General features: G+C 68.3%; 14 protein-coding genes. 12 read left to right on the top strand and 2 right to left on the bottom strand.

Going from position 1 to position 13956, the window contains the following annotated elements; all coding sequences use genetic code 11:
* Positions 1-35: 35 nt before the first annotated feature.
* Positions 36-995, bottom strand: a complete 960-nt coding sequence (gene fabD, locus ACT6QK_RS05540; RefSeq protein ID WP_444596816.1) for an ACP S-malonyltransferase — start codon at positions 993-995, stop codon at positions 36-38.
* Positions 996-1248: 253 nt separating this feature from the next.
* Here fabD and rpsF point away from each other — a divergent pair, with 253 nt between their 5' ends.
* The 7 genes from rpsF (at position 1249) to alr (ending at position 8475) form a co-directional block, all read left to right on the top strand.
* Positions 1249-1626, top strand: a complete 378-nt coding sequence (gene rpsF, locus ACT6QK_RS05535) for a 30S ribosomal protein S6 (protein ID WP_444596815.1) — start codon at positions 1249-1251, stop codon at positions 1624-1626.
* A 14-nt stretch (positions 1627-1640) separates the two neighbouring features.
* Entirely contained in the window at positions 1641-1922 is a 282-nt protein-coding gene (rpsR, locus tag ACT6QK_RS05530; protein WP_444596814.1) for a 30S ribosomal protein S18, read from the top strand.
* Position 1923: 1 nt separating this feature from the next.
* Entirely contained in the window at positions 1924-2508 is a 585-nt protein-coding gene (rplI, locus tag ACT6QK_RS05525; RefSeq protein WP_444596813.1) for a 50S ribosomal protein L9, read from the top strand.
* A 315-nt stretch (positions 2509-2823) separates the two neighbouring features.
* Positions 2824-5286: a TonB-dependent receptor plug domain-containing protein gene (locus ACT6QK_RS05520; RefSeq protein WP_444596812.1), complete on the top strand. Its 2463-nt coding sequence runs from the start codon at positions 2824-2826 to the stop codon at positions 5284-5286.
* Positions 5287-5405: 119 nt separating this feature from the next.
* Complete coding sequence (locus ACT6QK_RS05515) at positions 5406-5774, top strand: hypothetical protein (protein WP_444596811.1); 369 nt, start codon at positions 5406-5408, stop codon at positions 5772-5774.
* A 111-nt stretch (positions 5775-5885) separates the two neighbouring features.
* Positions 5886-7370: a replicative DNA helicase gene (locus tag ACT6QK_RS05510; RefSeq protein ID WP_444596810.1), complete on the top strand. Its 1485-nt coding sequence runs from the start codon at positions 5886-5888 to the stop codon at positions 7368-7370.
* Positions 7371-7419: 49 nt separating this feature from the next.
* Entirely contained in the window at positions 7420-8475 is a 1056-nt protein-coding gene (gene alr / locus ACT6QK_RS05505; protein ID WP_444596809.1) for an alanine racemase, read from the top strand.
* On the opposite strand, the gene ACT6QK_RS05500 is transcribed toward alr, so the two are convergent.
* Positions 8472-9080, bottom strand: a complete 609-nt coding sequence (locus ACT6QK_RS05500; protein WP_444596808.1) for a YIP1 family protein — start codon at positions 9078-9080, stop codon at positions 8472-8474. The genes alr and ACT6QK_RS05500 overlap by 4 nt on opposite strands.
* 155 nt (positions 9081-9235) lie before the next feature.
* On the opposite strand from ACT6QK_RS05500, the gene radA reads away from it, so the two are divergent.
* The 5 genes from radA to ACT6QK_RS05475 are packed head-to-tail and all read left to right on the top strand — an operon-like array spanning position 9236 to position 13956.
* Entirely contained in the window at positions 9236-10600 is a 1365-nt protein-coding gene (gene radA / locus ACT6QK_RS05495) for a DNA repair protein RadA (protein ID WP_444596807.1), read from the top strand.
* Positions 10601-10630: 30 nt separating this feature from the next.
* Complete coding sequence (locus tag ACT6QK_RS05490) at positions 10631-11227, top strand: CvpA family protein (protein WP_444596806.1); 597 nt, start codon at positions 10631-10633, stop codon at positions 11225-11227.
* A gap of 27 nt (positions 11228-11254) precedes the next feature.
* Positions 11255-12769, top strand: a complete 1515-nt coding sequence (gene purF, locus ACT6QK_RS05485) for an amidophosphoribosyltransferase (protein ID WP_444596805.1) — start codon at positions 11255-11257, stop codon at positions 12767-12769.
* Positions 12770-12820: 51 nt separating this feature from the next.
* Entirely contained in the window at positions 12821-13165 is a 345-nt protein-coding gene (locus tag ACT6QK_RS05480; protein WP_444596804.1) for a VOC family protein, read from the top strand.
* Positions 13166-13203: 38 nt separating this feature from the next.
* A complete protein-coding gene (locus tag ACT6QK_RS05475) occupies positions 13204-13956 on the top strand; it encodes an SDR family NAD(P)-dependent oxidoreductase (protein WP_444596803.1) in 753 nt (250 codons plus the stop codon).

Below are 13956 nucleotides of genomic sequence, written 5' to 3'. Positions count from 1 at the left end.
GCCCTCGGGTCAAGCCCGAGGGTGACGGGTCTGGTTCAGGGCGACTTGGCACAAGCTTCCAGGTCTTCCGGCGTGTTCATCGCGACCGCTGCTGCGTCCGGCGCGATCCGCTTGGCCATGCCGGGGAGGACCTGCCCGGAGCCGACCTCGGCGAAGCGGGTGACGCCGCCCCCGCCTTCGCTGGACGGCGTCGCCAGCCACTCCATCGATTCGCGCCAGCGGACGCGGCCGGTGACCTGCTCGACAAGCAGACGGCGGATGACCTCGGGGTCAGTCTCCGGACGGGCCGTCACATTGGCCACCACCTTCGTAACCGGGGCCACGATGGTCGCGGTCGCCAGGGCCGCCGACATCTCGTCGGCGGCGGGCTGCATCAACGGACAGTGGAAGGGCGCCGAGACGTTCAGGGGGATGGCCCGCGCGCCCAGTTCCTTGGCCTTCTCGATGGCCCGATCGACGGCGGCCTTCTCTCCCGAGATGACGATGTTGCCGGCGTTGTTGTCGTTGGCCACGACGCAGACCCCGACTTCGGAACCCGCCGCCGCCGCCGCTTCCGCCAGTGTCAGGTCCGTCTTCGGTCCGATCAGGGAGGCCATCGCCCCCTGCCCCACCGGCACGGCCCGCTGCATGGCCTGACCGCGCAACTTCAGCAGTCGCGCCGTATCGGCCAGCGACAGCGCGCCCGAGGCCGCCAGCGCCGAATACTCGCCCAGCGAATGGCCGGCCACAAAGCCAGCGGCCGACACATCGACGCCGAACTCGGCCTTCAGCGCCCGGATCGCCGCCATCGACACGGCCATCAGGGCCGGCTGGGCGTTCTCGGTCAGGGTCAGCTGGTCCTCCGGCCCCTCGCGCATCAGCATCGACAGCGACTGGCCCAGCGCCTCGTCCACCTCGGCGAAGACCTCGCGCGCGCTGGGAAAGGCGTCCGCCAGGGCCGCCCCCATGCCGACCGACTGGCTGCCCTGACCGGGAAACAGAAGCGCGAGTGTCATGGATCGCCTACAAACCGTTGAATCAGGCCGCGAGGGGTAGGCCGAACGTCCCGCAAGGGCAAGATCAGCTGTCACGGCATCCGCCTTGCCCTGTCGCCCCTTTTCCCCTATACGCCCCCGCTTTCCAGGGCTTCGGTCCTGACGCGGATCACCAAAGGGTCGGGAAGTCGTTCCGGCCGCCGCATCAGGATCCATCGTGGATCAGGCTCTACCCGGCCTGCCCGCGCCGACGCCCGCCAAGGGAGACTGACGAATGGCTCTTTACGAGCACACGGTCATGTCGCGCCAGGATATCAGCGCGCAACAGGCCGAAGCCCTCAATGACACCATCAAGGACCTGATCGTCGCCGGCGGCGGCTCGGTCGCCAAGATCGAATACTGGGGCCTGCGCAACCTGACCTATCGGGTCAAGAAGAACCGCAAGGCGCACTATTCGCTGCTGGCCATCGATTGCCCTCCGGCCGCCATGGCCGAGGTCGAGCGCCAACTGTCGATCAATGAAGACGTCCTGCGCTGGCTGACCGTCCGCGTCGAGGAACTGGACCTTGAACTGTCGCCGTTGCTGGCCCGCCGTGAACGTGAGCGCGAGCGCGAACGTGAACGCGGTCCCCGCGAAGAAGTCGAAGCGTAAGGAGCGCCAAGAACATGACTGACGCCACCTCCCGCAATGTTCCCGGCACGCCGGTGAACGCCTCGGCCGGCCCTCGCCGTCCCTTCTATCGTCGCCGCAAGGTCTGCCCGTTCTCGGGCGAAGGCGCGCCGAAGATCGACTACAAGGACGTCAAGCTGCTGCAGCGCTACATTTCCGAACGCGGCAAGATCGTGCCCTCGCGCATCACCGCCGTGTCCCAGATCAAGCAACGCGAACTGGCCAAGGCCATCAAGCGCGCCCGCTATCTGGCCCTCCTGCCCTACGTGGTGAAGTAAGATGAAGGTCGTTCTCCTGGAACGCGTCGAAAACCTCGGCGCCATCGGCGACGTCGTCACCGTCAAGGACGGCTTCGCCCGCAACTTCCTCCTGCCCCGCGAGAAGGCGCTGCGCGCCACCTCGAAGAACCTGGAGAAGTTCGAACTGGATCGTGCGGCCATCGAGGCCCGCAACGACCGCAACAAGGGCGAGGCCCAGAAGGTCGCCGACAAGATCGACGGCCAGTCCTACGTCATGATCCGTCAGGCCGGCGAAACCGGCCAGCTCTACGGATCGGTCGCCGGCCGCGACGTCGCCGAAGCCATCCAGGCTGAAGGCGGCAAGGTCGAGCGCTCGCAGGTCGTCCTGAACACGGCGATCAAGACCCTGGGCGTCCATGAGGTGCTGGTTCGCCTGCACGCCGAGGTCTCCGCCACGGTCAAGATCAACATCGCGCGCTCGGCCGACGAAGCCGAACGTCAGGCCAAGGGCGAGGACGTGATCAAGTCGGCCTACGACAACGATCGCGAAGCCGCCGCCGAACAGGCCCGCGACATGGTCGAGGGCGGCGCCGGTCAACAGGACGGGCTCGGAACCGAAGCCTGATCCTTTCGGATCGCTGATGATCAGGGGCGCGCCTTCGGGCGCGCCCCTTTTCAATTCCGGCTCGCGGCGAAATCATGTCAAATTTGCAACGGCTCGCCGCCAAGCGCAATCGACATGCTTGACCATGGCCCATGGCGACCACACCTTTCCCGATGTGGTGAATGAGCGCCCATCGACGCAATAATATTGCGTCCGGTTCGCACATAGCCATCAGAGGGGGAAGCGACACCGGCGATCAACGCCGGGACCCGAGACAGGCATTTCCTCCGGCGTCGTCGCACGTCGGTCATTTCAACGCCGTTCGTCAGGTCACTCATGCTCGCTCGCACCCCCCGCTCCTGGCTCCTGGGATTCGTCTCGGTCGGAGCCCTGCTGTCCCTCCCCTATGCCGCCTCGGCCCAGAGCACTGAGCCCGACGCCGACACGGTTGAGGAAATCGTCGTCACCGGCACCCGGACGGTCGGCCGCACGCGCCTGGACACGATCGCCCCGGTTGACGTCATTAGCGGCGAGACCCTGACCCGCCAGGGCGCCGGCACCGAGTTGGCCGCCGCTCTCGCCGCCCAGGCGCCCTCGATCAACTTCCCCCGCCCCGCCATTTCCGACGGGTCCGACCACGTCCGTCCCGCCACCCTGCGCGGCCTGGCGCCGGACCAGACCCTCGTGCTCATCAACGGCCAGCGCGGACACATCAGCGCCTTGGTCAACGTCAACGGCAGCCTCGGTCGCGGCGCCGCCGCCTTCGACCTGAACACCGTGCCGGCCGTGACGCTCAACGCCGTGGAGGTGCTGCGTGACGGCGCCTCGGCCCAATACGGCTCGGACGCCATCGCCGGCGTGGTGAACCTGCGCCTGCGCGAAGCGTCCAGCGGCGGCGGCCTGACCCTCAACTACGGCCGGTACGATACGGAGTTCGATACCGCGCGCGGCTCTCACTCCCGCACGGACGGCGAACAGACCTCCCTGTCGGGCTGGGTCGGCCTGCCCCTCTTCGGCGACGGCTTCATCACCGTCTCGGGCGAGGCCCAGAAGCGCGAACCGACCAACCGTTCCGACTATGCGGCGCCCGCCGCGACGCCGAACGCCTCGACCACGACCGTGCTGGGCCGCTTCGGCGACCCCCTGGTCGAATCCCAGTCCCTCTGGTTCAACGCCGGCAAGCCCCTCTCGGGCGACTGGAGCGCCTATGCCTTCGGCGGCGTCCAGAACAAGGACACCGAGTCCGCCGCCACGGCGCGCGCCTTCAACAACGCCAACAACATCCTGTCGATCTACCCGAATGGCTTCCTGCCCAAGATCGCGACCCACATCAACGACTACAATCTGTACGGCGGCCTCAAGGGACCGGCCTGGGGGATCGACTGGGATCTGTCGGCCAGCTGGGGGCGCAACGCGCTCGACTACCGCGTCAACGACTCGATCAACGCCTCCTACGGCGTAAACTCACTGCGCAACTTCCGCGCCGGCGGTCTCGAGTACGAACAGATGATCCTCGCCGTCGACGGGGTTCGCCCGCTCGATGTGGGACTTTATGAGCCGCTCAACCTGGCCTTCGGCGCCGAATACCGCACCGAGGAGTTCGTCCAGACCGCCGGTCAGGTCCAGTCCTATGCCCGCGCCCCCGGTAGCGCGCTCGGCGGCGGCGCCCAGGGCTTCCCCGGCTTCAGCCCGGCCAACGCCATCGACAAGGACCGCAGCAACTGGGGCGCCTATGTCGACGTCGAGGGCAAGCTGACCGAGGCCTTCTCCTTCGGCGCCGCGGGCCGCTACGAGGACTATTCCGACTTCGGCGACCAGTTCACCGGCAAGCTCTCGGCCCGCTACGACTTCAGCCCCTCGTTCGCCCTGCGCGGCGCGGTCTCGACCGGCTTCCGCGCTCCGGCCCTGCAGCAGCAGTACTTCAGCTATATCGCGACCAACCTGGTCACCACGGTCGTCGGTGGCGTGCCGGTCACCAACCTGATCCAGAGCGGCACCTTCCGCGTCGATGATCCGGTGTCCATCGCCCTCGGCGCCAAGCCGCTCGAGCCCGAGACCTCGGTCAACTATTCGTTCGGCGGCGTCTTCCGCGCGGGCGGGTTCGAACTGACCATCGACGCCTACCAGATCGAGGTAAAGGACCGGATCATCCTGTCCGAGAATCTCGGCCCGACCCGGCCCAGCCAGTCGACGGCGACCACCAACGCCGTGCTGGCCATCATTCAGCCTTTGGGCGTCTCATCGGCCCGCTTCTTCACCAACGGGCTGGAGACGACGACCCAGGGCATCGACATCGTCGGGCGCTATCGTCTGCCGACGGACTTCGGTCGCTTCGACTTCACCCTGGCGGGCAACTTCAACGACACCTCGGTGGACAAGGTGCCGGGCGTCCCGGTGGTCTCCATCCCGGTGTCGCCCAACTTCCTGTTCGACCGCGCCAACATCCTGGCCTTCGAGGAAGCCACGCCTGCGACCAAGGTCGTCGGCTCGCTGGACTGGACCTTCGACGACCTGTCGGTCACGGCCCGCGCGACCTATTACGACAGTGTTCTGGTCGCCAATAACTCCAGCACCCTCGACTATTCGACGGGCGACGACACGCTGGTCGATCTGGAGGCCCGGTACAAGTTCCCGGCCGGTGTCGGCCTGGCGGTCGGCGTCAACAACCTGACGGACGAATACCCCGAATACACCCCGGCGACCCTGAACGCCGCCACGGGTTCGGTCGGCTTCCCGCAGTACTCGCCCTACGGCTTCAACGGCCGCGTCTTCTACGGGCGGCTCAGCTACAGCTTCTGATCCACGGATCGGCAGCCTGACAGACGGCGCGGAACCCGGGTTCCGCGCCGTTTTCTTTGGCCTTGATTTCGCCGCGCCGCCGTTCTCAACCTTGGCCGTCAGCCTTGGGGAGTTGCGTCATGATCCGAACAACCACGGCCATCGCCGGAGCCCTGTTGCTGATGGCCATGGCGCCGCCGCCCATGACGCTGGAAGAGTTTGTCGTCACCGCCAACCGCATCCCGATGAACCCGACCTCGCTGTTGCGTTCCGACGCCCGGCGGCTGATGCGGGAATCCGAGGGCGCCTTCAAAAGCGTGCTTGGCGAGATGCGGACAGCGCGCCGCGCCGGCCGTCCCACCGCCGCCTGTCCGCCGGAACGGGTCAACATCAACGCGACCCAGTTTCTGGCCCACCTCAACGCCATCCCCGCCAGCCAGCGGCGGACGATGACGGTGGCTGACGGGGTGCGGCACTGGACCATCGCCAACTATCCCTGCCCTGCCTGACCCTGCCGCAACAGGAAATTCCGACCGTCCACAGCAGGGGAAACTTGTCCCCGTTCATGTCTCCGACCGGCTCTGACGCAGCCGCGCGCGAAGGCTATGGCGTTAACCGACATGAACGCCTTCGCTCCGATCTCCAGCGACTCCGTCGCCATTCCGTCCCTGCCCCACAACCTCGAGGCCGAGCAGGCGCTGCTGGGCGCCCTGATGTTCGACAACGGCATCTTCGAGCGGCTGAGCGACCGCCTGCGCGGCAGTCATTTCTACGAGCCCTTCCACCAGCGCCTCTACGACGCCATCGAGGACCACATCCGTCAGGGTCTGCTGGCCGAGCCGACCATCCTGATGGAGCGGTTCAAGCAGGACCCGGCCTTCGCCGAGTTCGGCGGCCTGCGCTACCTCGCCGACCTGATGGACCGGGCCCCTCCGGGCGCCAACGCCCCCGACTATGCGCGGGTCGTCTATGACTTGGCCCTGCGCCGTGACCTGATCCGCATCGGCGGCGAGATCATCAAGGACGCGCCGGATCCAGAACGCGCCGCCATCGACCAGATCGAACAGGCCGAACTGACCCTCTATTCCCTGGCCGAGACGGGCGCGCCCTCCTCCGGCTTCGTCAGCTTCTCGACCGCCCTGGCCGGCGCCGTCCAGATGGCGGGCGAGGCCTATCAACGCGACGGCAAGCTGGCCGGCCTGGCCTCGGGCCTCGACGACCTCGACTCCAAGCTCGGCGGTATGCACCCGTCCGACCTGCTGATCCTCGCGGGCCGCCCGTCGATGGGCAAGACGGCCCTAGCCACCAACATCGCCTTCAACGTGGCCCGCTCCTACCGCTGGGAGCCCACGCCGGACGGACGCAAGACGGTCTCCGGCGGTGTCGTCGCCTTCTATTCGCTGGAAATGAGCGCCGAGCAGCTGGCCATGCGGATCCTGGCTGACGCCTCCGGCGTCTCGTCCGACAAGCTGCGCAAGGGCGAGATCGACGCCTCGGACTTCGGCAAGGTGCGCGACGCCGCCATCGAGATCGGCGAAAGCCCGCTTTACATCGACGCCACCGGCGGCATCTCCATCTCCAAGCTGGCCGCTCGCGCCCGGCGCCTGAAGCGGATGGAACAGGGGCTGGACCTCATCATCGTCGACTACCTGCAGCTCATCACCGTCGGCGAGGGCAACGGCCAGAAGAACCGGGTGCAGGAGGTCTCCGAGATCACCGGCGGCCTGAAGGCCCTGGCCAAAGAGCTCAACGTCCCGATCATCGCCCTGTCCCAGCTGTCGCGTCAGGTCGAGAACCGCGAGGACAAGCGGCCCCAGTTGTCCGACCTGCGCGAATCCGGCTCGATCGAGCAGGACGCCGACTGTGTCATGTTCGTCTACCGCGAGGCCTACTACCTCGGCCGCACCGAGCCGCGCGAAGGCACCGAGGAACATCTGAAATGGCAGGAGGACATGGACCGCGTCCGGGGCACCGCCGAGGTCGTCATCGGCAAGCAGCGCCATGGCCCCATCGGTATCGTCAAACTGTCCTTCCACGACGACACGGTGAAGTTCGGCAACCTGGCGCGCGGCTACGGCAGCGCCTTCGGCGACATTCCGGAATAGGTCGCGGTTTTCGGATGACCCGCGTCCCGCAAGCGGCCTAAGTGCCGCCATGGCCGAGCCTGCCCTTCCCCCCATCAGCCTGACCGTCGATCTCGACGCCCTGGCCCGGAACTACCGGACCCTGGCCGCCGTCAGCGGGGTTGAGGTGCATCCGGTGGTCAAGGCCGACGGCTATGGACTGGGGGCGGTCCCCTGTGCGACCCGCCTGATGGCCGAGGGCGCCCGCACCTTCTATGTCGCCCGGGCGGCCGGAGGGCTGACCCTGCGCGCCGCCTTGGGCGAGACGCCGACGATCTACGTTCTCGACGGTTGCGACGGCGACAGCGCGGGGGCCCTCAGGGCGGCGAACCTTCGCCCCGTGCTCAACCATCCCGATCAGCTTCGCGTCTGGACGGCGGCGGGCGGCGGCGCCTGCGGTCTCCAGATCGACACCGGCATGAACCGCCTCGGCTTCCGCCCGGAGTATCCGCCCGAGCCCTTCGCCGGTCTGGAGCTGGTCATGAGCCATCTGGCCTGCGCCGACGAACCGTCCAACCCCATGAACCGGCGTCAGCGCGACGCCTTCGCCGCTGTCGCCGGCCGCTATCCCGGCGTCACCCGCTCCCTGTCGAACTCCAGCGGCTGCTTCCTCGGCCCGGACTTCGCTTTCGACGCCGTCCGGCCGGGCATCTGCCTTTACGGCGGCGGACCGGAGGGGCGCCCGGACGACCGCATCGCCCCCGTCGCCACCCTCACCGCCGAGGTCATTCAGGTGCGCGACGTCCCCACCGGCGAGAGCGTCGGCTACTCACGCGGCTTCGTCGCCGATCACCGGACGCGCGTGGCGACCTGCTCCGCCGGATACGCCGACGGCGTCCTGAGGTCTCTCGGCGAGAGCGGCCGGGGCCGGGTCTGGCTCAACGGCGCCCTGCGTCCGATCCTGGGTCGGTTGTCGATGGATCTTCTGGCCGTCGACGTCACCGGAGCCGATGTCGCCACGGGCGACAGGGCCGAGGTGTTCGGCGCCCATCGCCTGCTGGACGACGCGGCGTCAGCGGCGGGAACGATCAGCTACGAGTTGCTGACCTCCGTCGCGGCGCGCGTCCCCCGTCGCTATCCGGATTAGAGAACCCCGGCGGCCACCACGGTGCTGGCGGCGAACCCGACCATCAGCAGGCCGGTGATCGAACCGATAATCACCCAGATGACCAGGGCGGCGATGATGACCACGGCCGTGTAGCCCAGCGCCTTGTCCTGAGGCGCGCCCATGACACGCGGCAAGCCGAGATAGAGCAAATAGAGGCTGTACAGGGCTCCGATGATGCCGAGGGCCGCCAGGGCGCCGGGCAGAAGTTCCAGGACGCCCGCCACCCAGGTCGCCGTCGAGGAGTAGACCGCGACCTTCATCGCCGACAGCCGATCCTTTGTCCCGCCGAAGCTCGGCGCCAGCATTTCGATGATGATGCCCAGGATATAGACCCCGACCAGCGACAGGATGTAGCCGACCACCCCGCCGATCACGGCTCCCACGACGCTTTCGCCGTAGAGAACGGCGGCGATCAGGCTGCAGATGGGGCTGATCGCAGCCAGGATCGCCGCATAGCCGGTGAACAGACTGCCGATCGTCTGGTGCTCGGCCCTGATGATGCCCCATTCCGCGCTCGGATTCATCAGAATGCCCTTTACCCGCGCGACGAGCGACGGATTTAGGACGGGCGGCGAGTCGGTCATGAGGATCTCCAATGCGGTCTGGCGCAGCTTGACTGGAAATTCGCCGGTGCGCCAGTGACGCCACTGTGACGCCCTCGAAATCCCGGCGTCGAATTCGGACGCACGCCTCCGCTCGCCCCCTGCCCGTCGCCCCAACCATGATGTAAGCCCGGATCATGGCGAGAGACGGCGCGATCTATGTTTGTCAGTCCTGCGGGGCGGTGCACGGCAAGTGGTCGGGGCAGTGCGCCGCCTGCGGCCAGTGGAATTCCATCGTCGAGGAGAGCCGCAGCGCCCCGCCCGGCGCGCTCAAACCCGCGCCCGCCAGCCGGTCGCGCGGCCTGACCTTCGAGACCCTGCAATCCGACACGCCCGAGCCGGCGCGGATCGTCACCGGGGTGACCGAGTTCGACCGGGTCTGCGGCGGCGGCGTGGTCCCGGGCTCCGCCCTCCTGCTCAGCGGCGACCCGGGCGTCGGCAAGTCGACCCTGCTGCTCGATGTGGCCGGTCGCGCCGCCCTGCGCGGCGCCCGCGTCGCCTATATCTCGGGCGAGGAAGCCATCGAACAGATCCGCTCCCGCGCCAAGCGCATGGGTCTGGAGAAGGCGCCGGTGCAGTTGGCCAGCGCCACGGCGCTGCGCGAAATCCTCGGCACGCTGAAACGCGAGCAGTTCGACATCGTCATCGTCGATTCCGTCCAGACCCTCTGGTCCGACGCGCATGAAAGCGGACCCGGCTCGGTCACCCAGGTCCGCGCCTGCGCCGGGGAACTGGTGCGACTGGCCAAGGCCGGCGGCCCGGCCGTCATCCTGGTCGGCCATGTCACCAAGGACGGTCAGGTCGCCGGCCCCCGAGTGGTCGAACATATGGTCGACGCCGTCCTCAGCTTCGAGGGCGAGCGCGGCTATCCCTTCCGCATCCTGCGCGCGGGCAAGAACCGCTTCGGCGCCACCGACGAGATCGGGGTCTTCGAAATGGGCGACGCGGGCCTGACGGAGGTGTCCAACCCGTCGGCCCTCTTCCTCGGCGAGGGCAAGGACCGGGCGGCGGGCTCGGTCGTCTTCGCCGGCATCGAGGGCTCGCGCCCGGTTCTGGTCGAGATGCAGGCCCTCGTGTCCAAGTCCGCCTACGGCACCCCGCGCCGCGCGGTCGTGGGCTGGGACACCGGGCGGCTGGCCATGGTTCTGGCGGTTCTGGAGGCTCGCTGCGGCTTCGGCTTCGGCGATCAGGACGTCTATCTCAACGTCGCCGGCGGCCTGCGCATCAACGAACCGGCCGCCGATCTGGCGGCGGCGGCCCTGATCAGCTCGGCCACCGACAAGCCCCTGCCCCAGGGCTGCGTCGTCTTCGGCGAGATCAGCCTGTCGGGCGAGGTCCGCGCAGTGGGTCGGGCCGAGGCCCGCCTGCGCGAGGCTGGAAAGCTCGGCTTCGACCACGCCCTGACTCCTTCCCTGACCGTCAAGGGCGACGGCCTGAAGCTGACGTCGGTGTCGCGGTTGACGGAAGCGGTCGATCGAATCTCGCAAAGCCGCTATGGGTGACCGGCAATCCGCTGAGGACCGCCCCGACACGTGACCGGCTTTGACGCCTTCGCCATTCTGGTGATCCTCGCCTCGGCTGCGGCCGGATGGGTGCGCGGCGCCACGCGCGAGATCATCACCCTGCTCAGCTTCGTTCTGGCGGCGTTTCTGGCCCTGGTCAGCCTGCCGCTGACCTCGCGTCTGGGGCGCGGACTGATCGACCCGGACTGGGCCGGGACCATCTTCGCGGCGGTCCTGACCTTCCTGATCCTCTATTTCGGCGTGCGCATTCTGGGATCGTCCCTGTCCAAGCGGGCCCAGGCCCACCCCCAGCTCGGCGGGGTGGATCGGGGTCTCGGCGTGCTGGTCGGGGCGGGCCGCGCCCTGGTCCTGCTGGGCGCCATTCATCTGGTCATCGTGGCGGCCATGCCCGGCGAGCGGACCCCGCGCTGGCTCAGCGAGGCGACCCTGCGCCCGCTCAGCGCCGGCGCCGCCCGGGCCATCCAGATCATCCTGCCGGGAATCGGCCGGGGGATGGACGCCATCACGCCGGTCGTCGATTCCTCCGTCCGCCGAGGGTTTTCGGACGATGGGGCCTTGCCGAAACCGCAATCAGACAATACTTCGCCGCCAGCCGCCCCCCGCTAGATTCCCGCCTGTCATCGGAGCCCCACGATGCGCAGCCTCGACCACGTCATTGCCGACCCCATCGTGCACCGCGAGCACCATCGCGAGGCCGACGACGACCGTCCGCGCCTCGAGTGCGGCGTCTGCGGCGTCTGGGGCGCGCCCGATGACGAGGCCTCCTCCATCGTCGCCCTGGGTCTGCATGCCCTGCAGCATCGCGGTCAGGAAGCCTGCGGCATCGCCAGCGTCCGTGACGAGCGCTTCCACACCGAACGCCATCAGGGTCTGGTGGGCGAGGCCTTCGGCGGCGCCGACCTGGCCAAACGCATGCCGGGGCCCGCTGCGGTCGGCCACACCCGCTACTCCACCGCCGGCGGCAGCTTCCTGCGCAACATCCAGCCGATGTTCGCCGATCTGGACCAGGGCGGCATCGCCATGGCCCACAACGGCAATCTGACCAACGTCCACTATCTGCGGAACCAGCTGGTCGGCGAGGGCTCGATCTTCCAGTCCACCTCGGACTCCGAGGTCATCCTCCACCTGATCGCCCGCAGCCGTAAGGCCAAGATCGTCGATCGCTTCATCGACGCCCTGGCCCGCATCGAGGGCGGCTACGCCCTGGTCGCCCAGACCCGCACCAAGATGATCGGCGCCCGCGACCCGCTGGGCATCCGCCCGCTGGTCCTGGGCCAGCTCGGCGACGCCTGGGTCATGGCGTCCGAGACCTGCGCCCTCGACACCATCGGCGCCACCTTCGTGCGCGATGTGGAGCATGGCGAGGTCATCGTCATCGACCATGAGGGCCTGCGCTCGCTGAAACCCTTCCCGACCCGCGCCGCCCGCCCCTGCCTGTTCGAGTATGTTTACTTCTCGCGCCCCGACAGCGTCGTGAACGGCCGCTCCGTCTATGACGTGCGCAAACGGATGGGCGAGGGTCTGGCCCACGAACACGCCGTCGAGGCCGACGTCGTCGTGCCGGTGCCCGATTCCGGCGTTCCGGCCGCCCTGGGCTACGCCCGGGCCAGCGGCATCCCCTACGAAATGGGCATCATCCGGAGCCACTATCTGGGCCGCACCTTCATCCAGCCCAGCCAGGGCGCGCGTCAGAAGGGCGTGCGTATGAAGCACAGCCCCAACCGTGGCGTGCTGGAGGGCAAGCGCGTCGTCCTGATCGACGATTCCATCGTGCGCGGCACCACCTCGGTGAAGCTGGTTCGTGCGGTGCGCGCCGCAGGGGCGACGGAGGTCCACCTGCGCTCGGCCAGCCCGCCGATCCTCTATCCCGACTTCTACGGCATCGACATGCCCGAGCGGGATCAGCTGATCGCCGCCAATATGTCGATGGAGGAGATGCGCCAGCATCTGGAGGTGGACAGCCTCGGCTTCCTGTCGGTCGACGGCCTGTATCGCGCCATGGGCGAGACCGGACGCAATCCGCACCAGCCCCAGTTCACCGACCACTACTTCACCGGCGACTACCCCACCCGCCTGACGGACCGGGAGATCGAGGAAGGCGGCCGCGACACGGTGGCCCGGCAACTTTCCCTGCTCGTAACCGCTTAAGCTTGCGAAGCCCCGCATTCGCCGGGGCCGGACGACTTTCGGGAGCATGCCTTGGTCCAGCTCGGCTACTTCACCCTCGACACGGGCGACATCGGCAAGGCCCGGGCCTTCTACGGCGCCCTGTTCGGCTGGACCTTCGACGAGGCCGCGTCGAAGTCGACCTATGCCCACGTCAAGGACAGCGACCCGCCCTTCGGCTTCGTCAAGGCCGAGCGCCCGGCCAGCGAACCCAACCTCTACTTCCGGGTCGACGACATCGCCGCCGCCTGCGCCCGCGTCACCGAGCTGGGCGGCAAGGCCGCCATGCCGGCCGAGAGCGCCACGGGCCTGTCCGTCGTCGTCGCGGACGATCAGGGCGTGAGCTTCAGCCTGTGGCAGCCTGCCGAAGGCTGCTGACCCTTCCGCCGGACGCCTCGCCGCGCTATCAGCGCGCCATGTCCGACCTCCCCCTCAAAGACCGTATCGCCCTCGTCGTCGGGGCCTCGCGCGGCATCGGCTATGAGAGCGCCCTCGCCCTGGCCAGGGCGGGCGCCCACGTCATCGCCGCGGCCCGCACCCAGGGCGGGCTGGAGGACCTGGACGACGCCATCTTCGCCGCCACGGGGAGGCACGCGACCCTGATTCCCTTCGACATCATCGACGGCGGCGCGATCGACCGGATGGGCGGGGCGATCTTCGAGCGGTTCGGCAGGCTCGACATCTGGGTCCACACCGCCGCCACCCTCGGCGCCTCGGGCCTGACGCCCGTCGCCCATGCCGACCCGCGCGGCTTCGCCAAGATCGAGAAGACCAACCTGACCGGCGTCTATCGCCTGATCCGGTCGCTGGAGCCCCTGCTGCGCCTGTCCGACGCCGGCCGCGTCGTCCATCTGACCACCAGCCTGGCCGCCAATCCCAAGGCCTTCTGGGGCGCCTATGCCGCGACCAAGGCCGGCGCCGAGGCCCTGATGAAGTCCTGGGCCGATGAGATCGAGTCTACCCCCGTCCGCGTCGCCGTCCTCGACCCCGGCCGGATGCGCACCCAGATCCGCGCCCAGGCCTTCCCCGGCGAGGATCCCGACACCCTGCCCCACCCGTCCGAGATCGGCCCCCTGGTCGTCGAACTGGCGCGCGGCGACCTGACCCCGCCTCTGACGGTCAGTTTCAAGGAATGGTCGGCAGGCGTCTCGACCGACGCGCTCGTCTGA

It is taken from the genome of Brevundimonas sp. (assembly GCF_052436175.1).
Taxonomy (GTDB): Bacteria; Pseudomonadota; Alphaproteobacteria; order Caulobacterales; family Caulobacteraceae; genus Brevundimonas.
Note: the sequence above shows the minus strand (reverse complement) of the source record. Positions and strands in the feature narration are given on the sequence as shown.